This is a genomic window from Amycolatopsis sp. NPDC003676 (assembly GCF_053587275.1).
On the sequence record NZ_JBSFNS010000031.1, the window covers coordinates 67,927 to 88,105 of the forward strand.

Sequence of the window (20,179 nt, forward strand, 5' to 3'; positions counted from 1 at the left end):
CTCAGGTCCGTGAAGGGAACCCTGAGGGAATCAGAGTCAATGAGGGTTCCCCTCACGGACTTCCCAGCCGTGAGGGCCGCCCTCAAGAGCGCGCCTGCCCAGTCTCCGCCAACGCGTCGATCGCCCCCACCAGCTCGTTCAACGCGGGCACCGCCGCCGCGATCAGGTGCCGCCACGCCGGATGCACCCCGTCCAGCGCCGCGGCCAAGATCGCCGCGTTGTGCCCCTGCCACCGCTCGACCGCGGCGCGGCCGGTGTCGGTGAGTTCGAGCGCGACCGTCCGCCGGTCGTCACCGCCGCTGGTGCGCGTAACGAGGTCCCGCGAGCGCAGCCCCGTGACCATCGTCGTCACCGAGTTCGGCGCGAGCTTCAGCAACTGCGCGATCCGGCTCGGCCGCGCGCCGGGATTCTCGAAGAGGCACGACAACAATTCCAGCTGCGCCACCGACAACGTGTTGTCCGGATCCGCGGTGCGCGCGGCCCGCCGCATGGCCCGCCGGAGCCGGGCGACGACGTCGGCGAGCGCGGGTTCGGGCGCGGTCACCGGGCCCGCTCCGGGCGTGCCGCGAGCCCGGTCGCCGCGGCCAGGACGCCGGCCCCGGCCAGCACCGCCAGCGCGGCCGTTTCCCCGCCGGTGTGCAGGCACAGTGTCACGAGCGCCACGCCCAGCGCCGTCCCCAGTCCGCGCGCCATGTTCACCAGTCCTCCTCCGGTGGCCGACATCCGCGCCGGGATCGCGCTCATGACAGCCGAGTTGTTGGCTGGAATGAACACTCCCAGACCGAGCCCGGCCGCCACCAGCGACACGCCCACCTCCCAAGGAGCGGACGCCGGCCCCAGCGCCGCGCATCCCGCCGCCGCGACGAGCGCGCCCAGCACCGTGCGTCCGCGAGAACCGAGCCGCTTCGGCAGCACCCGGTCGGCCAGCACCGCCGCCACCGCGAACCCGGCGGGAAGACACGTCAGCACCGCCCCGGTCCCGCCCGCCGTGCCGAGCACCTGTGGCAGCAACGTCAGCGGCCCGAACAACACGAGGTATCCGCACAGCGCCCCGGCCAGCCCCAGCGAGACCACCGGCGGCCGCAGCACCGACAGCTGCAAGATCGGGCTGCTCGCGGAGTTTTCCCGCAGCACGAACCCGATCGCGGCGAGGACGGCCGCTCCGACCAGCGCGACGAGCAGCCACCCCGGCATCTCCAGCCCGGACACCCCGGAAATCACCAGCAGCAACGCCGTCGACGCGGTCGCCAGCAGCCCGACCCCCGCCCCGTCGAAGCGGCCCAGCGGCGTGCGCTCGCGAGTGCGCGGCAGGAGGTAGCGCCCGGCGATCAGCCCGGCCAGCCCGACCGGCGCGTTGACCAGGAAGACCCACCGCCAGCCGACCGTGTCGACCAGCAACCCGCCGACCGCGGGCCCGAGCGCGAGCCCCAGCGCCTGCGCCGCCGCCTGCACCCCGAGCGCGGCGCGCGCCCGGTCCTCGCGGACGCTCCGCACCACCAGCGCCACGCTGTTGGCCTGCAACATCGCCGCGCCGATCGCCTGCACCACGCGGAACGCGACCAGCCAGCCGAGCGTCGGCGCGAGCCCGCACGCGATCGACGCGACGGTGAACACGCCGAACCCCTGCACGTAGGTCAGCTTCCGCCCGACCGCGTCAGCCACCCGTCCGACCGCGGCCAGCAATCCCACGAGCGCGAGCAGATACGCCAGCGACACCCACTGGACGGCGGCCAGCGGAGCCCCGTACTCGTGCTGCAGCGCCGGGAAAGTGAGCGTGACGATGCTGGCGTCGAGCTGCCCCATGAACGCCCCGAAACACACCGCGCCGACGGCGAACCAGCCAGCCTTCGGATGATCCCGCACGACCGCCGGCCGAGCACGCTCCAGGCCGATCGTCACTGCCGCCTCCCGCTCGATTAGTTCTGCTACAGAACTACTGTACGGGATGTACGTACATATGACAGCCCCGGCATGGTGACGTTTACCTAAGCGGCGAGGTGAGATAGGTCGCCTGACGAGTTAACTGATGGTTACGACCCTTCACAGGATGGCGCGTTCCTCGTCTTCGTCGTCCTCGTCGTGCTCATCAGCGAAGGCTTGCGCGATGCCCAGAAGCCGGTCCAGGAACTCAGGGAGGTCCTTCGCGATCTCGCCCGGCCCGATGGAGTCGATCGAGCCGTCGTAGACCTTCTCCACGACGGCGCCCACCGGCAGCCTGAACACGGTTCCGGTGCGGTATCCGACCGCGAACATGCGCCCGCCGCCGTCCGAGGCGAAGACGGCGAGCCGCTCATCGGTGACTTCGGGCGCCCAGGCGGGAATGCCGGAACGGTGCAGACCGTCCAGCACCAAGTCGAGGGAGTGAATGAAGTAAGCGTTGTGGAGGTGTTCGAAGCTGGCCTCCCGGATGGACGCGTACAGCTCAAGCAGCGCCCTCGGCAGCGGCGGATCGACCTCCTCGGCTTTCGTCAGCGCGACGGAATCGACCTCGTCCGACACCGTGTCCGGCTCAAGCTGGCCGAACCGGGCGAAGACGGCCTGAATCCGGGGCATGTAGCCGTCGATCGCTTGGCGCATGTCGTCGCGCCACGGGAGGTAATCCACTCCGCACACGCTACGGCGCACCCAGGCGTCACCTGCCTGAGTGCGCCGCGCTCAACCGCACCTCACTGCTGATACGGAGCCGCCGCCGACTGTGCTGCCGTGATCAGCGCACCCTTGTTCTTCGGCCAGAAGGTACTGTCCACGCACGAATACCGCGGCAAGAACCCGCCGCAACTGCCGCTCTGCCCGCCGACCTCGAACGTGAAGCTGGCCACCCCCAGCGCACCGTACGTGAAGTCGTCCGTCGTGCCGCTCGTCGAGTAGCCCACGGTTTCCGTGTTCGTCCCCACCAGATACCCGTTCGAATCGCTGAACTTCGCGCCGAGCTTGCGCAACGCGGCGTCGTTCGGCGCGGGATCGGAAGTGAAACCCCACGGGACGATGATGTCGTTTCCGTAGCTGTGCAACGTGATCATCGTGCCGCGAGCGGTGTCGGGAGCGGGATCGTTGTCGCCGCTGCCCCGCTGCTCGGGATAGATCGCGCGGAAGAACTGTTCCAACGCCTGCACTTCCGGCTCCGACCCGGCGCTCGGGCCTTGGTACGTCTCGGCGCACGGCGAGTCCGAGTCGGCACCCCAGCGGAAGGTCGAGTTGCGGTTCAGATCGATGCCGTTGTTCGTGCCGCCGCAATTGCCGTTGCTGGTATCCGCGTTCTTGCGCTGCAGTTTCGGCGAGTTGCCGCCGGAAGCGACGATGTCGACGCCGTCCGGGTTGGAGATCGGCACCACCCACACCTCGGTGGTGTCCAAAATGGACTTCGCGGTGGCGTCGGTGCCATAGCCGTCGGCGAGGTAGTCGATCCAGCGCCAGGCGAGTTCGCCCGTGGAGATCTCCCGTGCGTGGATCTGTGCCATCACCACGAATTTCGGCTTCGGCGATTTCGTGGACAGCGTGCAGTCGCCGTCTTGCTTCTTGGTCAGGCAGATCGCGTTGATGTCGTGGCCGCCCAGGCCCTGCGTCTTCCGCCACGACTGGCCGAGCGAGTACTCGGTCGCCAGATCCGGGTGCGCCGCCGCGACTTTCGCCAGGTGCGCTTCTTGCGCCGGGACCGTCCGGTAGCCGCCGTAGAAAGTGTCGCCCGCGGCGCGCGTCGTCACTCCTTTGTAGACAGTGTCGAAGAATTCCGGCGCATAACCGCGGTCCCGCAACTGCCCGGCGACCGCTTGGTTCCCGATTACGTAGGCCACGCCCGGACCGGTCTCGGCGACGTCGAACCCGGCGTGCGCCAAAGCAGCCGCCTCCGCAGGGGTAGCGGGTACGCGCCACGAAACCGGATCGTCCGGCGCGGCAGCGGCCGCGGCGGTCGTGGTGCCGCCGAGTGCCACCAGCACTCCGACGACGCTGAGAGTGAGCCGGATCGAGAACTTGCCCGCCATCGGAGCTCCTCACGCAGCGAAGGACGGTCACCCCCGTGCGGACGGTGACCAATCGGCCGCGCACAGTGTGCTCTCCGCGATGATTCCGGCCCACCTCCGAAAGTCGGGTGTCAGCAGGTGACCGAAACCTTCGCGCCGCGCTCGAACGAAACGTGGACGTGGTCGAAATGGTTCGCGGTCTCGCCGCCGCGGTCCTCCATCGCCGACCAGCCGCCGCCGTCGTTGTAGCGCTGCTGCCAGATCACGTACTTCACGCCGAACTCGCTCTGATGCGCGAGAACGTAAGCAGCCAAAGCGTTTCCGGTTTTCGTGTCGACCATGAAGTCCAGCGCGAGACCGGCCGGATGGTCGCTCGCGCCGGACCGTCCGGCCCGGCCGCCGACCGTATCCACCGAGAACTTCTCTTTGAGGTAGTTGCCCACCTGCGCCACCGCGGGCTGCGCACCGGCCAAAGTGGACGAACACGCTTTCGCCGCCGGGGTTTCCGGAGTGCGCGAGGTCGTTTTGCTAGTCGGCGACGAGGAAGACGTCGTCGGGGCAGCACTGGAAGACGTCGTCGGCGGCGTCGAAGTGGTGGACGGAGCGGTGCTCGACGCCCGCGGCGCGCTGAACGCGTGCATTTCCGCGGCAGCGGCCGGGAACTGCTGCGGTTCGACCGCGCCGGCGGTCAGCCACACCGGCACCGCCAGCGCGCCGACGGCCAGCGCACCCGCCGCGGCCGGCAGCCGCCACGACTTCGATCCGTCCCGATGTCTACCGGACACCTCGCACCACCATCTCCTCGTTCGGATCCGCAAAGCCGCCCCGACATTACGAATAGGACACGGCAATGTCACCGACAAGTGACGCCTGGCACACTCAGCACGGCATTACTGCAGGTCAGGGCGCAATTACCAGGAGCTGGGAAGGCCTGCTCAGGACAGCGGAATCTCCGCCGAATCAGAGAGCCGCAGCTTGCGCCGGGCGCGCTGGTAGAAGGTCGTCATGCCGAGCCGGACGACGCGGGCCGCGTTCGGCCGGGCGTGCAGGTCGATGGTTTCGCCCGGCCCGACATAGCCCGCGACCTGGCCGTCGACCTCCACCGCGAGCCGCCCGCTCGACGGCAGCACCTCCAGCGTCACGGTGTCGTGCACCGACAACACCACGCCGCGGCTGTACGCCGAATGCGGCGCGGCGGGTGTGACCAGCAGCGCTTCGACAGCCGGGCTCGTGATCGGCCCGCCGGCGGAGAAGCTGTACGCGGTGGATCCAGTCGGCGTCGCGACCACGACCGCGTCGGCCGCGTAGCTCACGAACTGCTCGCCGTTCACCAGCACCGCGACCACTGCGCTCCCGTCGCCAGGCACGCGCACCACCGCGACGTCGTTGAACGCGGTCTCGATCCGGCCGCCGAACCGCGCGTCAACCGCTATCCGGGGCTCGACGGTGAACTCCTCCCGGTCGATCGCGGACAGCGCGAGCGGCAGGTCCGGCACGTCGACCTCGGCGAGAAACCCGAGCTTCCCGAGGTTGACGCCGAGCACCGGCGCGTGCTGCCCGTCGGCGAGCCGCATCGCGCGCAGCATGGTGCCGTCGCCGCCGAGACTGACCACCAGATCCGACCGTTTGCCCAGTTCAGCGGGCTGGACCCCGGTCGCGGAACAGTCGACCCGCGCGATCTCGTCCACGATGCCGAGGATCTCGATCCCGCGGACGGCGGCCCAGCCCAGCACCGCGTCGACCGCGGCTTTCGAGTCGCGGCGCGGGTGCAGCACGAGTCCAGCGGAATGCATGTCGGTTCTCCTCGCCTCGGCCTGTCCCCAGTCTGCCGCGCCGGGGCCGGTTAGGCTCGGCGTTCGTGATCGAAAACTGGGCTGGCAATCTCACCTACCGCGCCCGCGAGATCCTCGCCCCGCGCACCCTTTCCGAGGCGCAAGAACTCGTCGCGAGCGCAACCCGAGTCAAGGCGCTCGGCAGCCGGCACAGCTTCAACACGGTCGCCGACAGCCCGGACGGCGTCCAACTCGATCTCTCCGCGCTTGACATCGCCCCGGAAATCACCGCCGAAACGCTCACCATCGGCGGCGCGACCCGCTACGGCGACGTCGTCGCGCAGGTGCACGAGGCCGGGTACGCCCTGGCCAACCTGGCGTCACTCCCCCACCTCACCGTCGCGGGCAGCGTCGCGACCGGCACCCACGGCTCCGGGCAGCGACTGCCCGGCCTGGCCTCAGCGGTGTCCGCCGTCGAACTCCTCACCGCCGACGGCTCCCTGCGAACCTTCTCCCGCGCCGATGTCGAGTTCCCCGGCGTCGTGGTGAACGTCGGCGCGCTCGGCGTCCTCACCCGGCTCGCCCTCGACCTGGAGCCGACTTTCTCGGTGCGCCAAGACGTTTTCGACGCTCTCCCGTGGTCCGCCGCGCTGGAGCACTTCGACGAGATCCAGGCGACGGGCTACAGCGTCAGCCTGTTCACGAACTGGGCGCGGGACGTTGTCGACCAAGTCCTGCTGAAGAACCGCGTCCCGGCTGAGATTCCCGATTCCTTGTTCGGCGCGCTTCCCGCCGACGGCCCGCGCCACCCCGCCCACGCAGCGGGCATTTCGGCGGAAAACACCACAGTGCAAGGCGGAGTTCCCGGACCGTGGTACGACCGGTTGCCACATTTCCGCCTGGAATTCGCGCCGAGCGTCGGGGCGGAATTGCAGAGCGAGTACTTCGTGCCTCGCGCGCATGCGGCCGCCGCGTTCGAGGCGTTGCGCAGCCTCGGCGACCTCATCGCACCGCTGCTGGTGGTGTCGGAGATCCGGACTGTCGCCGGTGACGAACTCTGGCTGAGCCCGGCGTACGGCGGCGACCGGGTGGCGGTGCATTTCACCTGGCAGCAGCGCCAGCCGGAGGTCGAAGCGGTGCTGCCGGTGCTCGAGGAGAAGCTCGCTCCGTTCGGCGTTCGCGCCCATTGGGGGAAGCTGTTCCACGGCGCGGCGTTGGATCTGGACCACGACGGGGTGCGGCAGTTCCGGCAGCTGGCGGCGGAGCTGGACCCGGCCGGGAAGTTCCGGAACCCGTTCCTGGACCGGCACCTGCTCCGTTAGTCCACAGTAGACAGTCAGTAACAAAGCCGGTACAAAACCTTCTTCCGTACCACCGCGCTCACCATGTGGGAGTCCCAAGAGGACACTCGACAGCCGGGAACCCCGCGGGTCACAGTGGCGATCGCCCTCTCCGCGATCCCCAGGAGCCACTGTGAGTTCTCCTCCGACGCTGCGCGCCGTGCCGGTGCCGTCCGCAGGTCCCGAACCGCCCGGTGAAGCTCGGTTGCGCGAGCTTGCCGCGAAGAAAGTCGCCCCGTTGCGCCGTCCCGGGCGCTGGGTCGCTGCCGCGGTCGTGCTCGTGTTGCTAGCCCAATTGGCGCACGCGCTGATCACCAATCCGGTGTTCCAGTGGGACGTCTTCGGCTATTGGTTCTTCCGTCCGGTAATCCTCGACGGGCTGGTGCTCACCCTCGAATTGACCGGCCTCGCCGCGGTGTTCGGGCTCGTCGGCGGGATCGTGCTCGCATTGCTGCGGCTGTCGAAAAACCCGCTGCTCCAAGCGGTTTCGTGGGCGTACGTGTGGATCTTCCGCTCGATTCCGCTGATCGTGCTGCTGCTGTTCCTCGCCAACGTGACCGCGCTGTACAGCACGCTCAGCCTCGGCATCCCGTTCGGGCCGTCGTTTTTCAGCTTCAGCGCCACCGACGTGTTGAGTTTCTTCGTCGTCGCGGTGCTCGGCTTGAGTTTGAACGAAGCCGCCTACGCCGCGGAAATCGTGCGCGCCGGCGTGCTTTCCGTGGATCAAGGACAGCTCGAAGCGGCGGCCGCGCTGGGGCTTCCGCGATCCCGGCAATACCGGCGAATCATCCTGCCGCAGGCCACCCGCGCGATCGTGCCCGCCTACGCGAACCAGCTGATCGGCCTGCTCAAAGGCACTTCCGTCGTCTACATCACGTCGCTGCTGGAACTGTTCGGCGTGGTCGAAACCCAGGCCAGCACCAACAGCGGGCAGATCATTCCGCTGCTGCTCGTCGGCACGGTCTGGTACATCATTCTCACCAGCGTCCTGTCAGTGATCCAGTATTACGTCGAGCGCTTCTTTTCCCGTGGCGCATTGCGCACCGTTCCGCCGACGCCGTTCCAGCGGTTCCGCGCCCGGTTGCGTTCGCTGGGGGTGGCCCGATGAGCGCCGAAGTCCGCGTTCGCAGCGCGGTCAAAATGTACGACGGGATCCGGGTGCTCGACGGAATCGACATCACCGCTCCTGGCGGGCAAGTGACCGTGGTGCTCGGACCGTCCGGTTCCGGGAAATCGACTTTGTTACGGACGATCAACCATCTGGAACGCCTTGACAGCGGCTACGTCAGCATCGATGACGAACTCGTCGGCGTGCGCGTGCACGGAGACCGGTTCAAGGAGCTGAGCGAGCGCGCGATTCTGAAGCAACGGTCGCGGATCGGTTTTGTGTTCCAGAATTTCAACCTCTTCCCACATCTCACCATCCTCGACAACATCGTGGAAGCGCCTCTCGTCACGCAACGACTGGCCCGCGCCGAGGCGGAAACGCGGGCGAGGGAATTGCTTGCCCGCGTGGGCCTCGAGGACAAGGCCGGGGCGTATCCACGGCAACTGTCCGGCGGGCAGCAGCAACGGGTCGCCATCGCGAGGGCGCTCGCGCTCGAACCGCGGCTGATCCTGCTCGACGAACCGACGTCCGCGCTCGACCCGGAACTCGTCGGCGAGGTGCTGGCCGTGATCCGGGAACTGGCGCGGTCCGGCACGACGATGATCGTGGTGACGCACGAGATCGGTTTCGCCCGCGAGATCGCCGACCACGTCGTGTTCCTCGACGAAGGCCGTGTCATCGAAGAAGGACCGCCATCAGCCGTCCTCGACCGTCCCCGCCACGACCGGACCCGAGCCTTCCTCGGGAAGGTCGCCCGTCTCGAAATCCCGGAGAACGCATGAAAACCCGCACGATCCTGCCCGTCCTCGCCGCGGTCGCACTGCTCGCCGGCGCGTGCGGCGGCAGCACCCAGGCGTCGACCGGCGCGAACGGTTCGCAGACCGTTTCCGTCGCCGCGAACACCGCGGACGCGCACCCGGTTTCGCTGACCGTGCCCGTCGTCGCGGAGATCCGCGCGCAACTGCCGAAGAAGTTCCTCGACAAGGGCAAGCTGACGATCGGCGTCGGCGCACTGCCGTCGGGCTTCCCGCCGCTGGCCTACGTCGGCACCGACCAGCGCACCCTCACCGGAGCCGAACCCGACCTCGGCCGACTCGTCGCCGCGGTGCTCGGGCTGGAGCCGGACGTTCAGAACGCGTCGTGGCAGAACCTGTTCGTACGCCTGCAAAGCGGCCAGTTCGACGCCGGGTTCTCGAACATCACGGTGACCGAACAGCGCAAACAGCAGGGCTTCGACTTCGCCGCCTACCGCGAGGACAACCTCGGCTTCGAGACGAACCGCGCGAACACGTGGAACTTCGACGGCAATTACGAAGTGCTGGCCGGGAAGACGGTCGCCGTCGACAGCGGGACCAACCAGGAGAAAATCCTCAAGGAATGGCAACGCAAGCTGACCGCTGAGGGCAAGAAGCTCGACGTGCGCAATTTCGCGGACAAGAACAGCACATACTTGGCACTGGCGTCCGGCCGGATCGACGCGTACTTCGCGCCGAACCCGGGCATCGCCTACCACGCGACCCAAACCGCGAAGACGCCGAACCCGACCCGCAGCGCGGGCAAGTACTCCGGTGCCGGGGCCACGCTGCAGGGGCTGATCGCCGCGACGACCAAAAAGGACAACGGCCTGGTGAAGCCGGTGGCGGCGGCGATCGATTACCTGATTCAGCACGGCCAGTACGCGAAATGGCTTGCCGCGTACGGGTTGGAGAACGAAGCGGTGAAGAAGGCGGACATCAATCCGCCGGGCCTGCCGTTGAGCGATTCCTGACCGCCTGGCAGGTCTCCGGCCCACCGGGGACCTGCCAGACTGGGCCGATGATCGGACACTGGCTCGCCCTGGTCGTCGATTGCCCGGAACCGCGGAAACTGGCTGCGTTCTACGAGGCCTTGCTGGGCATGCAGCGGGTCGAAGACGAGGACGGCTGGGTGTCGATCGCCGAGGCGTCCGGCCGCGAACCGCGCATCGGTTTCCAGCGGGTCGCCGGCTATCGCCCGCCGGACTGGCCGAACCCGCGCGATCCGCAGCAGATGCACCTCGACGTCGAGGTGACCGACCTCGACGAGGCCGAACGCCGGGTCCTGGCGCTGGGAGCGCGGCTAGTCGACAGCGCGCCCTTGTTCCGCGTCTACGCCGACCCCGCCGGACACCCGTTCTGTCTTGCCCTGCCTCAGCAAGGAGAGCACTACCGAACCGGGATCGGGAGCTGATTCAAGCCGCCGCCCGCCAGTCGTCCGGAATGCGCACCCGGCCGAACGCATTGGTGCGGCGCAACCGAAACCCCATCCCCTCGTACCGCCGGATCGCGTTCACATTCGCCGCCGCCGCGTGCATGAACGGCGTCTCGCCCCGATCCCGGATCCCCGCGGCCACCGCGCGCACCAACCGCCCGGCCAGACCACGGTCGCGATACGCCGGATCCGTGCACACCGCGCTGATCTCCGTCCACCCCGGCGGATGCAACCGCTCCCCCGCCATCGCGACGAGCGCGCCGCGGTGCCGAATCCCGAGATACGTCCCCAGCAGAACCGTGCGCGGCAAGAACGGACCAGGCTTCGTGCGGGCGACCAGATCGAGCATCTCCGGCACGTCAGCCACCGTCAGCCGAACAGCCTCCGGATCAGGCGCGGCATCGACCCCGGCGTCCACCAACTGGACCCCGGCCATCTTCTCCAGCAGCTCCCAGTCCGGCGGAGGCGGCCCCGCCTGCGGGAGAACCGGCACCACGGCACCTGGCCCGGCGAGCGCGGCGACGTCGTCCCACACCCCGTCGGACGGCTCGTCCGGCACTGCCAGAAACACCGAAACGTCGACCGGATAACGCACGGCTTGCCCGACCCGCTCCGCGAACCCAGCGTGCGGACCAGTCAGCGACGCCCACGCGGCATTGTCCAAAACAGACATCAAGACCGCCGCGCGGCCCGGGCGATCATCCGGGCCAGATCCGCCACCAGAGCCGGATCATCGGGCAACTGCCCCGTCGCTATCCGGATATGCGGCGTCCCCGGATTGCCCGCGCGAGTACCCGACCCGGCGGAAACCCCGTTAGCCGCCAAGGTCATCAACGTCCGAGACTCCTCCGGAACCGGCACCCACAACGTCAACCCGTCCCGGGCCCGCACCGAAATCCCGTTCTCCCGCAACGCTTCCGTCAACGCCGACCGCCGCTGCGCGTACCGATGGCGCGCCCGGTTCAGCAATTCCGCACTGCCGGGATCGGTCAGCAGAAACGCCTGCGCGTCCTGAAGAATCCGGCTCGACCACACTGATCCTGGACCACGTTGCTGCCGCACCCGCTCCACCAGCACCGCCGACCCGCCGATCACGCAACTGCGCAATTCAAGCCCGAACGCCGTGCAATACGACCGCACCAGCAACACCCGGCCGGGCAAGCGCGTGCCGAGACTCAATGACGGAGCCGAAGCCAACGGACCGAAATCGTCGTCCTCAATAACCGTGAGGTCCTCTTCGGACAGTACGGCGGCGAGTTCCGCGAGCCGGTCCGCCGGAACCGAATGCCCGAGCGGCGACTGCGCGCGCGGCTGGTAGACGAACGCGACCGGCCGGTGTTCCAGCGCCGCCGCCAGCGAGGACGGCAGCGGCCCGTTCTCGTCACAGCGCACCGGCACCACATGGATCCGCGACCGGCGCAGCAGTTCGCGCAGCCACGGCGTAGTCGGCGCTTCGAGGGCGATCACGTCGCCCGGCCGCGCGACCGCCTGGCAGGCCAGCAACATCCCGTCCTGCCCGCCGGCCGCGACCGTCCACGATTCGGCGGCGAACGGCCACGTCGGCTTCACCGCGGCCCGCAATTGCGGCGTGATCGAGTTCTTGACCGGACCGCCGAACCGTTCCGTGTGGACACCCGCCGCGACGGCGTCCTCCAGCGGCGGCAGCAGCCCCGGATCCGGCAACCCGTGTTCCAGATCGACCGTCTGCCAGCCGGAAAACGCGCGCTCCGGCGGCGGGCTCGACGGCGGTTCCAGCACTATCGTGCCCCGTCGCCGGCCAGTGCCGATCAACCCGGCCGCCCGCAGCTGCGACCACGCCTCGGCGATCGTCGTGGGACTGACCGAAAGCTCCGCCGCCAGCGCCCGCACGGTGGGCAGCCGCGTCCCCGGCGGCACCTCCCCGTCGCGGATCAGGCCGGACACCGTCCCGGCCACGCCCCGCGCCGTGCGCTCGCCGATGCGGGACCCGAGCCAGCCTGCCCCGACCGGCAGCGTCGTCGTCGCGAGTTCGCCCGTGGCCACGCACCGGCTCCCCTCGTCACCCGGAAATCCGAAAACCTCTGACCCGATCAGAAGCTAGAGCGGCAACGGCACGCGGCAAAGGCGTTTCACATCCTGGCGGGCCCGCCCGGTACAAAACGCCCGTGACGTCCGACACCGCCGCGGTGTCCGGTTTCGGAATTTCACTCGATCAGGTTAGGCTAACCTTCATGAGTCAACCCTGGCCGGAAGCACCGGCGCTCGCCGGCACCGGACTCGCTCTCGGCTACGGCGCGAAACCGGTGGTCCAGGACGCCGAGATCGTCCTGCGCGCGGGCGCGGTCACCGTCCTGGTCGGGCCCAACGGCTCGGGCAAGTCGACGCTGCTTCGCTCGCTCGCCCGGCTGCACCCGCTGACCGCGGGCGACGTCACCTTGGCCGGGCAGGACGCGCTCGCCTTGTCCCCCAAGGAATTCGCCCGCCACGTCACGCTGCTGACCCAGTCGCGCCCCACGCCCGGCGGCGTGCGTGTGCGCGACGTCGTGTCCTACGGCCGCCACCCGTACCGCGGCCGCTTCGGCTCCGGCGACCCCGAGGGCCCGGAGCTGGTCGAGCGGGCCATGCGGCACACCGGAGTCGACGGAATGGCCGAACGCCCGGTGGACGAACTGTCCGGCGGCGAACTCCAGCGCGTCTGGCTGGCCACCTGCTTCGCCCAGGACACCGGCGTCGTCCTGCTCGACGAGCCGACCACCTTCCTCGACCTGCGCTACCAGATCGAAACGCTGGACCTCGTCCGCGACCTCGCCGACGAGCACGGCGTCGCGGTCGGCGTCGTCCTGCACGACCTCGACCAGGCCGCCGCCGTCGCCGACGAGGTGGTGCTGCTGTGCCGCGGCTCCGTCCGCGCGACCGGCCGCCCGGCCGAAGTGCTGACCGCCGATCTGCTCAGCGACGTCTACGGCCTGCGCATCGACGTCCACGTCGACGACGAGGGGCATGTCCGCACGCGCCCGGTCGGACGGCACACCTCCCGGCCGCGGCCGGTCCGCTCAGCCTGACCCATCCCCTAGTACAAAGGAAAACCCCGTGTCCAGTGTGCCCAAATCTGCCCGCAGGCCATTCCTGAAGACCGCCGCGGCGCTGCTCGCCACGTTCGCGCTCGCCGCGTGCGGCACGACCGAAGCGCCCGCGGAGCAGAGCCAGGCCGCCGCCGCGAAGCCGTCCGGCCCGGTCCACCTGACCGACGAGCGCGGCAAGGTCGATCTGCCCGCACCGGCCGCGAAGATCGTGTCGCTGGAATGGGGCCTCACCGAGAACCTGCTGGCGCTGGGCGTGAAGCCGGTCGGCGCGGCGGACGTCAAGGGCTACAACACTTACGACAAGTCGATGCCGCTCGCCGAGTCCACTCCGGACGTCGGCACCCGCGGCGAGCCGAGCCTCGACGCGGTCGCCGCGCTGCACCCGGATCTCGTGGTCACCACCACGGACCTGCCGGAAAACGTGATCGCACAGCTCTCGAAGCAGACCAAGGTGCTCACGCTGCGCGGATCGGATTCGGCCGACCCGATCGGCTACCTGCGCAAGACCGTCACCACGCTGTCCGAGGCGACCGGAACGCAGGAGCAGGGCCGCAAGCTGCTCGCCGAATTCGACGCCAAGGTCGCCGGGGGCAAGAAGAAGCTCGCCGACGCGGGCAAAACCGGGGCCAAGTTCGTCATGACCGACGGCTACTCGACCTCCGGCACGGTCACCGTCCGGATGTACACGAAGGGCTCGTTCCTCGGCAGCATCGCCGACCAGCTCGGCGTCGCGAACCAGTGGACCGGCGAGGGCGACAAGGTCTACGGCCTCGCCCCCACCGACGTCGAGGGCCTGACCAAGATCACCGATCCGGCCACGTCCTTCGTCTACGCCGCCAACGCCGCCGAATCCGACGTCTTCACCCAGGAGCTCGCGGGCAACGCCGTGTGGAAGCAGCTGCCGTTCGTCAAGGCCGGGAAGCTGCACCGGATTCCGGACGGCATCTGGATGTTCGGCGGTCCGAAGTCCGCGATCGCCTACGTGGACGCGCTCACCGGCGCTCTGACGCGCTGATCCGATGATCGCACCAGCCCCCGCACCCGCCCGGCCGCGCGTCTCGCGGCTTACGGCGTCCGTCGTCTTCCTCAGCGGAATTGTCGCGCTGCTCGTCCTGTCCGCCGTGCACCTGCTGCAAGGCACTTCGCACGTCGGGCTCGGCGAACTCCTGCGCGCCGTTTTCCCCGGCACGGACGACGACGCGCGCAGCCAGGCGGTGGCAGTGCTCGTGGCCAGCCGGCTCCCCCGGCTGGCCGCGGCGCTGCTCGTGGGGCTGGCGCTGGGGTTCGCGGGCTGCGTGCTGCAATCGGTGGCACGGAACCCGCTCACCTCGCCGGACACGCTCGCGGTCAACGCCGGTGCGTACGTCTCGGTGGTCGGTGTCGCGGCGTTCGGGATCTCGCTTCCCTTCTACGTCAACGGAATCGTCGCCTTCATCGGCGGCCTCGCGGCGGCTGGGCTGGTGTTGCTCGTCGCTCGCAGCAGCAGCGGCGGAGCGGCCCGGCTGGTGCTCGCCGGGTCCGCGATCGCGCTGGCCCTGACCGCGCTCACGTCGGTGCTGCTGATGTTGTTCCAGGAACGCACCGCGGGCCTGTACGGCTGGGGCAGCGGCACGACTGTCCAATCCGGACTGCGACAGGTTTCCCTTGCCACGCCAGTGATCGCGATCGGCATCGTCGCCACGCTCCTGCTCGCGCACCGGCTCGACGTCCTCAGTCTCGGCGACGACCACGCGCGCGTGCTGGGCATCGACGTCCGCCGTACCCGCACTTTTGCTGTCGTCGTGGCGGTGCTGCTTTCGGCGGTCGCGGTGACCGTCGCCGGACCGATCGGTTTCGTCGGCCTGTGCGCGCCGGTGATCGCGCGACTACTCGCCAACCGGGTGCCCGGACTCGGCAAACATCCGCTGTTGCTGCCGCTCGCCGGGCTGACCGGGGCGCTGGTCGTCGTGGCCGCCGACGTCCTGCTGCGCGCCATCGTTCCGGCGGACAAAGCGGTTTCAGTCCCGACCGGCGTCGTGACGACCCTCGCCGGTGCCACCGTCCTGGTCTGGTTGGCGCGGCGGCAACCCTCCGGAACACCGTCCGCACGCGGAACGCACGGCACCGTCCGGTCGCGCCGTTGGGTGGCCGGGACCGGCGTCGTGCTGGGGATTGCGCTGGTCGGCGCGGTGATCGCCGCGCTCCTGCTGGGCGACCGGATCGTGCTGCTCGGCGACGTCCTGAACTGGCTGCGCGGAGTGTCCGGCACCGAGGTGTCGTTCGCGCTCGATCTGCGCTGGCCGCGAATGCTCGCCGCACTGCTCGGCGGGGCGGCGCTGGCCGTCGCGGGATCGCTGGTACAGGCGATCTGCCGCAACCCGCTGGCCGAACCGAGCCTGCTCGGCGTGACGCCTGGCGCGAGCGTCGGCGCGATCAGCGTCGTGCTTTTGGTGCCCGGCATCGGAGTCTGGCCGATGATGGGTGCGGCGACCGTCGCCGCCTTCGCGACGTTCGCCCTCGTGCATTGGCTCGCCACCGGGCGCGGCTCGACCGGCCGGGGACTGTCGTCGGACCGGCTCGTGCTGGTCGGCATCGGCGTCAGCGCGGGCGCACAGGCGATCACGACGCTCGTCGTAGTGCTGACCTCCCCGTGGAACGCGCATCTCGCACTCACCTGGCTCGCCGGGTCGACCTACGGCCGGGAGTTCAGCCAGGTCCTCCCGGTGCTGTTATGCCTGGTCATCGCGCTGCCGATCGCCCTGTCCAGCGCTCGGACGCTCGACCTGGTCTCGCTCGACGAGGACGTGCCGCGCGTGCTCGGCGTCCCGCTGGACCGGTCCCGCCTCGCCTTCGCCGCGCTCGCCGCGGTGCTGACCGCCGCTGCCGCGTGTGCGGTCGGCGCGCTGGGTTTCGTCGGACTCGTCGCTCCGCACGCCGCGCGGGCGCTGGTGGGTTCCAAGCACGCGCGATCGCTGCCGGTGGCCGCCGCGCTGGGAGCGGTGCTGGTGTGCGTCGCCGACACGTTGGGACGCACGGTCCTCGCACCGACCCAGATCGCGGCAGGCCTGGTGACCGCACTGATCGGCGCACCGTACTTCGGCTGGCTGCTGTGGCGGAGCCGCGCGACCGCCTAGCCGAACCAGGCGTCCAGCGCGACCTTCAATTCGGCTTCTCCCCCAGCCCAGGCGATGACCCCGTCCGGACGCAGCAGGAAGGACTCGGTGTTCGTCACCGGCACCACCTCGACCCGCTTCGTTGCCAGCGCGGCAAGATCGCGGCTTTCCGGATCGAGCACCAGCACACCCCGTCCCGTGCGAGTGTGATCCGACAGCCGCGTGACTCGGCCGTCATCGTCCACAAGGGACCTTTCCGGACTGTGCAGCCCGACAGGTTCCTCGGCGAGGTAAGGGAATTCGTACCGCTCCGTCACGCCGGAAAGCAGTTCCGAGAAGTACCGATTCGCCTGTGGAAGATCCATCAGCTCCGCGACGATCTCCCGTAACGCGTCGACATGCGGTCCCGGCGCGAGCAACGCCGACTGTGCCCGTGTATTGCGCAGCACCGCCGCGGCGACCGGACCGCGTTCGCGGAAGTAGCTGTCCAGCAACGTATCCGGCACTTCGCCGCGCACGACGGCCGCCAGCTTCCAGCCGAGGTTCGCCGCGTCCAGCAGGCCGAGATTGAGCCCTTGCCCGCCGCTCGGCGAGTGGACGTGCGCGGCATCGCCCGCGAGCAGGACCCGGCCGCGCCGGTAGTCGTCGGCCTGACGGGCTTGGTCGGCGAATCGGCGGGAATCGCGCACCTCCGTCACGGTGACGTCCTCGCCGGTCACCCGCCGGATCGCCGCCGCCAACTCCGCCGGAGTGACCGGACCGTCGGGCTCGCCGTCGCGGGCGAATTCGGTGACGCCAGCCATGCTCCCGCCGTGCAGGAAGGTCCCGTCGGAGTAGCGTCCAGCGGGCGGCACCGGCCCCTCGAACCGGACCTGGCCCGCGAGCGTCCGCAACAACGGCGGCGTACCCGGAAACCCGAACCCGGCGAGACTCCGGACCTTCCCACGACCACCGTCACAACCCACCAGGTACGACGCGGTGATCCGCTTTTCTCCTTGCGGTGTCTCGACAATCGCCGTCACACCGTCCACATCAGACTCGATCGCGGTCACCCGATGCGCCCTCCGCACGGGGACGCCGACCGCGTGTTCGGCTAGCAGGCGTTCCAGCTCCGGCTGCCAGATGTGCGTGCGCGGACGGTCCTCGTCCGGGAGGAGTTTGTGGATGTTCGCGAAATGGCCGAGCGAGCTGCCGTGGTCGCGGGCGAAATCGCGCATCCCCTCCTCGTGCGCCGCGGCCAGCTGCGGGCCGAGACCGCGCCGGGTCAGCGCCTCCGTCGCGAGCACGCCGATGCCGCGCGCCTTCCGTTCCGTCGAGGGCTGCGCGAGCCGCTCCACGACCAGCGGCCGGATGCCGCCGAGCCGGAGTTCAGCGGCGAGGAACAACCCGACCGGTCCGGCCCCGACGATCACCACATCTGCGTCCATGACTCTCCTTAACTTGTTAAGGACTAGACTGCCCTGAACTAGTTAAGGAGGCAACCGCCTTGCCGATCGAGATCCCCGCCGCGGTCCGGACCGCACTCGCTCTCGTCGACGCCGACGGCCTCGACAAGCTGACCGTGCGCCGCCTAGCCGCCGAACTCGGCGTCAAGGCACCCGCGCTGTACTGGCATTTCAGCAGCAAGCGAGCCCTGCTCGACCACCTCGCCGACGCTCTCGTCGCCCCAGTCCTGGACGACCTCCCGCCACTGGACACCCCGTGGCCGTCCTGGTTGGAACAAGCAGGAACCGCCCTGCACGCCGCACTCCTCGACCACCGCGACGGCGCTCGCATCGCGCTCGGCGCTGACCTCCGGACCGCCCGCTCACTGGGCGAATTCGCCGAACTCGCGGTGGGCGTGCTGCACCGCGCCGGGTTCCCGCTCGCCGACGCGACCCGGTGCGCCGGGGTGTACGTGCACTTCATCCTCGGCCGCGCCGTCGAAGACCAGACCTGGCCGGAGGACCTGGACGCGACCATCGAGAGCATCCCGTTTCCGCTGATGGCGCAGGGAATGCGGGAACGCCAGGCGGCCGGAAGCACCGTCGAGGACAGCTTCGGCTACGCCCTCGGCATCGTGCTCGCCGGACTGGCGGCGAAGCTGCCTTAGCAAAGTGCAATGACTCACTAAGTTGTACGGTTGCACTTTTTATATGGTTCCACTTATGCTCGTGTCAGACCACACCGGCACGAGAGGGGAAGACCATGAAAGAGACACCGCGCATCGCGATCGTCGGCGGCGGCCCGGGCGGACTGCTCGCCGCCCATGTCCTGCACCGGCACGGCATCGCCGCCACCGTCTACGACGCCGACACCGCCGTGGATTCGCGAGATCCCGGCGGCACGCTCGATCTGCACGCCGACAGCGGGCAGATCGCCTTGGAAGACGCCGGGCTGCTGCCCGCCTTCCACGCACTGGCCCGCGTCGAAGGCCAAGCCATGACCAGACGCGACCACCACGGCACCCTGCTGAAGGAGTTCATTCCCGCCGACGACGACACCGCCGCCCCGGAAATCGACCGCGGCCAGCTGCGCGCCATGCTGTACGACCAGCTCGCACCCGGAACCGTCCACTGGGGACACAAACTCACCGCTCTGACAACCGAAAACAGCGTCCACCGCTTGGTTTTCGCCAACGGATCCACAGTGGACGCCGACGTCGTAATCGGCGCGGACGGCACCTGGTCAAAAGTGCGCCGACGCCTCACCGGCGCGATGCCGGAGTACTTAGGAGTGTCCTTTCTGGACGTCCGGTTCGACGACGTCGAAACCCGGCACCCCGATATCGCCGCCTTGGTCGGCAACGGCCAGCTCTTCACCACCGACGGCGCAGGCCGGGCAGTGATCGTGCAACGCAACAGCAACGGCGTGATCCGCGGTTACGTGGCCTTCCGCGCCGAAGAGGACTGGGCCGCACGGGAAGGCGTCGACCTTGCTGACCGCGTCTCAGTGCGAGAGTTCCTGCTGCGCGAGTTCCACGGCTGGAGCTCGACAGTGCGCCCCCTGCTGACTGACAATGACGGTGACTACGTAGCGCGCGCATTCACCGCACTGCCCGCTCCCCTGACCTGGGAACGTGTCCCGGGCATCACGGTGCTCGGCGACGCCGCACACGCAATGGCCCCGTTCGGCGGACACGGCGCGAACCTGGCACTGCTCGACGGTGCCGAACTGGCGCACGCGCTGCACGAGGAGCCGAGCGTCGAAGCCGCGCTGACCCGATACGAAACAGCGATGTTCGCCCGCACCGGCCCACTCGCCACCGACGCGAACGCAGCGCTGCGGGGCTTCTTCGCCGACCAACCGGCAGGCACCCAGCACGACGTGCCGGACCGGGAGGAAGAACTCCGCGCCTACGAGGCCCGAGCAGCCGAATACCGCGTCTCCCGCACGCCCGCCGCCCGCTAGCCCATGAGGGGAACCCTGAGGGAATCAGATTCCCTCAGGGTTCCCCTCACGTCCCTAAAACCGCACCGACGCACCCAACGTCCGAGGCACCCAGCCCCGCCCCCAACCACTCCGCACCGGTGCACCCGCTATCGAGGCACCCAGCCCCTCCCCCGCACCCCGATATAAAGCGTCCCTGCGGTCTGGGGGTGCTTGTCAAGGCATCTTTCCCGCCTTGACAAGCACCC

At 69.2% G+C, this 20,179-nt stretch carries 19 protein-coding genes; 10 read left to right on the plus strand and 9 right to left on the minus strand.

Translation table 11 applies throughout. The annotated features are described in order from the left end of the window. Positions 1–82: 82 nt before the first annotated feature. From ACWDNU_RS20210 to ACWDNU_RS20235, 6 genes are all read right to left on the minus strand, one after another. Positions 83–544: a MarR family winged helix-turn-helix transcriptional regulator gene (locus ACWDNU_RS20210; protein ID WP_370938327.1), complete on the minus strand. Its 462-nt coding sequence runs from the start codon at positions 542–544 to the stop codon at positions 83–85. Then, entirely contained in the window at positions 541–1,899 is a 1,359-nt protein-coding gene (locus ACWDNU_RS20215; RefSeq protein WP_449670009.1) for an MFS transporter, read from the minus strand. The genes ACWDNU_RS20210 and ACWDNU_RS20215 overlap by 4 nt, the downstream gene beginning before the upstream one ends. Before the next feature lie 141 nt (positions 1,900–2,040). Next, positions 2,041–2,604: a hypothetical protein gene (locus ACWDNU_RS20220; protein ID WP_449670010.1), complete on the minus strand. Its 564-nt coding sequence runs from the start codon at positions 2,602–2,604 to the stop codon at positions 2,041–2,043. 62 nt (positions 2,605–2,666) lie between these two features. Further along, positions 2,667–3,980, minus strand: coding sequence for a M14 family zinc carboxypeptidase (locus ACWDNU_RS20225; RefSeq protein ID WP_449670011.1), 1,314 nt, complete (start codon positions 3,978–3,980; stop codon positions 2,667–2,669). Positions 3,981–4,090: 110 nt separating this feature from the next. Next, entirely contained in the window at positions 4,091–4,744 is a 654-nt protein-coding gene (locus tag ACWDNU_RS20230) for a hypothetical protein (RefSeq protein WP_449670012.1), read from the minus strand. Positions 4,745–4,894: 150 nt separating this feature from the next. Beyond that, complete coding sequence (locus ACWDNU_RS20235; protein WP_354749573.1) at positions 4,895–5,752, minus strand: NAD(+)/NADH kinase; 858 nt, start codon at positions 5,750–5,752, stop codon at positions 4,895–4,897. Positions 5,753–5,817: 65 nt separating this feature from the next. Here ACWDNU_RS20235 and ACWDNU_RS20240 point away from each other — a divergent pair, with 65 nt between their 5' ends. From ACWDNU_RS20240 to ACWDNU_RS20260, 5 genes are all read left to right on the plus strand, one after another. Continuing rightward, complete coding sequence (locus ACWDNU_RS20240) at positions 5,818–7,053, plus strand: FAD-binding protein (protein WP_449670013.1); 1,236 nt, start codon at positions 5,818–5,820, stop codon at positions 7,051–7,053. 151 nt (positions 7,054–7,204) lie between these two features. Further along, entirely contained in the window at positions 7,205–8,179 is a 975-nt protein-coding gene (locus ACWDNU_RS20245) for an amino acid ABC transporter permease (RefSeq protein ID WP_370938333.1), read from the plus strand. Then, a complete protein-coding gene (locus ACWDNU_RS20250) occupies positions 8,176–8,961 on the plus strand; it encodes an amino acid ABC transporter ATP-binding protein (RefSeq protein ID WP_449670014.1) in 786 nt (261 codons plus the stop codon). Before ACWDNU_RS20245 ends, ACWDNU_RS20250 begins: the two co-directional genes overlap by 4 nt. After that, complete coding sequence (locus ACWDNU_RS20255; RefSeq protein WP_449670015.1) at positions 8,958–9,947, plus strand: transporter substrate-binding domain-containing protein; 990 nt, start codon at positions 8,958–8,960, stop codon at positions 9,945–9,947. The genes ACWDNU_RS20250 and ACWDNU_RS20255 overlap by 4 nt, the downstream gene beginning before the upstream one ends. Before the next feature lie 47 nt (positions 9,948–9,994). Next, complete coding sequence (locus ACWDNU_RS20260) at positions 9,995–10,387, plus strand: VOC family protein (protein ID WP_449670016.1); 393 nt, start codon at positions 9,995–9,997, stop codon at positions 10,385–10,387. Between the two features lies 1 nt (position 10,388). On the opposite strand, the gene ACWDNU_RS20265 is transcribed toward ACWDNU_RS20260, so the two are convergent. After that, positions 10,389–11,084: a GNAT family N-acetyltransferase gene (locus ACWDNU_RS20265; RefSeq protein ID WP_449670017.1), complete on the minus strand. Its 696-nt coding sequence runs from the start codon at positions 11,082–11,084 to the stop codon at positions 10,389–10,391. Beyond that, entirely contained in the window at positions 11,081–12,430 is a 1,350-nt protein-coding gene (locus ACWDNU_RS20270) for an aminotransferase class I/II-fold pyridoxal phosphate-dependent enzyme (protein WP_449670018.1), read from the minus strand. Before ACWDNU_RS20270 ends, ACWDNU_RS20265 begins: the two co-directional genes overlap by 4 nt. Positions 12,431–12,618: 188 nt before the next feature. On the opposite strand from ACWDNU_RS20270, the gene ACWDNU_RS20275 reads away from it, so the two are divergent. The 3 genes from ACWDNU_RS20275 to ACWDNU_RS20285 are packed head-to-tail and all read left to right on the plus strand — an operon-like array spanning position 12,619 to position 16,583. Next, positions 12,619–13,449: an ABC transporter ATP-binding protein gene (locus ACWDNU_RS20275; protein ID WP_449670019.1), complete on the plus strand. Its 831-nt coding sequence runs from the start codon at positions 12,619–12,621 to the stop codon at positions 13,447–13,449. Between the two features lie 28 nt (positions 13,450–13,477). Then, on the plus strand, positions 13,478–14,485 hold the full coding sequence (locus tag ACWDNU_RS20280) for an ABC transporter substrate-binding protein (RefSeq protein ID WP_449670020.1): 1,008 nt from the start codon (positions 13,478–13,480) through the stop codon (positions 14,483–14,485). Positions 14,486–14,489: 4 nt separating this feature from the next. Continuing rightward, positions 14,490–16,583, plus strand: a complete 2,094-nt coding sequence (locus ACWDNU_RS20285; RefSeq protein ID WP_449670021.1) for an iron ABC transporter permease — start codon at positions 14,490–14,492, stop codon at positions 16,581–16,583. Here ACWDNU_RS20285 and ACWDNU_RS20290 read toward each other — a convergent pair. Then, complete coding sequence (locus ACWDNU_RS20290) at positions 16,580–17,989, minus strand: FAD-dependent monooxygenase (protein WP_449670022.1); 1,410 nt, start codon at positions 17,987–17,989, stop codon at positions 16,580–16,582. The genes ACWDNU_RS20285 and ACWDNU_RS20290 overlap by 4 nt on opposite strands. Before the next feature lie 59 nt (positions 17,990–18,048). Here ACWDNU_RS20290 and ACWDNU_RS20295 point away from each other — a divergent pair, with 59 nt between their 5' ends. Together ACWDNU_RS20295 and ACWDNU_RS20300 are read left to right on the plus strand one after the other, a co-directional pair. Next, positions 18,049–18,654, plus strand: coding sequence for a TetR family transcriptional regulator (locus tag ACWDNU_RS20295; protein WP_449670023.1), 606 nt, complete (start codon positions 18,049–18,051; stop codon positions 18,652–18,654). A 95-nt stretch (positions 18,655–18,749) separates the two neighbouring features. Continuing rightward, the gene (locus ACWDNU_RS20300) at positions 18,750–19,952 is read left to right on the plus strand and encodes an FAD-dependent oxidoreductase (RefSeq protein WP_449670024.1); all 1,203 of its coding nucleotides are present in this window, start codon (positions 18,750–18,752) and stop codon (positions 19,950–19,952) included. Positions 19,953–20,179: the final 227 nt, after the last annotated feature.